Origin of the sequence: Xanthomonas sp. LF02-5, from assembly GCF_034105325.1 — a bacterium.
In the GTDB taxonomy this organism is placed as follows: domain Bacteria; phylum Pseudomonadota; class Gammaproteobacteria; order Xanthomonadales; family Xanthomonadaceae; genus Xanthomonas_A; species Xanthomonas_A sontii.
The window spans coordinates 1-1027 of record NZ_JAXGGF010000018.1 but is presented as its reverse complement, the minus strand read 5'-3'; the positions used below and the strand labels follow the sequence as shown (position 1 = coordinate 1027).

Sequence of the window (1027 nt, the reverse complement as noted above, 5' to 3'; positions counted from 1 at the left end):
TGTGATCTCTCAGTAGGTTGTTCATCCGGGGCATCTCTGGAAGATGGGGGTTACCAAGCCAACCCAGCCCCAGGAGCCCCGGATGAACCTGCATAAACATGCCCGTTTGAGCCCTCGCGGTCGAGCCCTGCTGGTGGATCGCATCCTTGTTCATGGGCTGCGCGTGGAAGAAGCGGCGCATGCGGCCGGTGTGAGCGTCCGAACGGCCTACAAATGGCTCAAGCGCTTCAAGGAAGAGGGGGCGCAAGGGCTGAGCGACCGCACCTCCCGGCCTCACGACTGCCCCCATGCCACGCCTCGGGGCGTGGTGGATCAGGTCATCGCGCTGCGCCGTTCACGCCACACGTATCGGCAGATCGCCGAGCAGCTGCCTGTGGCGCCGAGCACCATCGCCCGGTTGCTGCGCCGCGCCGGCCTGCACCGGCTGGCCGAGCTGGAGCCGGCGCTGCCGCACAATCGCTATGAATACGCCCAACCCGGCCAACTGCTGCATCTGGACATCAAGAAGCTGGCTCGTTTCCGCCAGCCCGGCCACCGCGTGACCGATGATCGGACGGTCACCTCCCGTGGCATTGGCTGGGAGTACGTCCACCTGGCCATCGACGATCACTCCCGCGTGGCCTTCGGCACCATCGAGCCCGATGAGCGCGGTCTCAGTGCCTGCAGGGCCCTGATGCAGGCGGTTCGCTACTACCGCAGCCTGGGCGTGCGCTTGGAGCGCGTGTTGACCGACAACGGCGCCTGCTACACATCACGCCGCTTCCGACGCCTTGTCCGACGGCTCGGCCTGCGCCATCTGCGAACCCGCCCCTACACGCCACGCACCAATGGCAAGGCCGAGCGGCTGGTGCAGACCAGCCTGCGCGAATGGGCCTATGCGCGCTCCTATATCGACTCCACACAACGCGCCAACGCCTTCCCCGGCTGGCTGCATCACTACAACTGGCATCGACCACACGCCAGCCTCGGCTACAAGCCGCCCATCTCCCGAATTCCACTGAACAACGTGGTGGGTTTACACAGCTAG

1 protein-coding gene is annotated in these 1027 nt (G+C 65.5%); it reads left to right on the top strand.

Going from position 1 to position 1027, the window contains the following annotated elements:
• Positions 1 to 82: 82 nt before the first annotated feature.
• Positions 83 to 1027, top strand: coding sequence for an IS481 family transposase (locus SLW52_RS21040; RefSeq protein ID WP_267093976.1), 945 nt, complete (start codon positions 83 to 85; stop codon positions 1025 to 1027).

Bases quoted from the DNA above. Each gene is read 5' to 3' on its own strand.
- SLW52_RS21040 (WP_267093976.1), top strand. From the start codon at position 83: ATGAACCTGCATAAACATGCCCGTTTGAGCCCTCGCGGTCGAGCCCTG.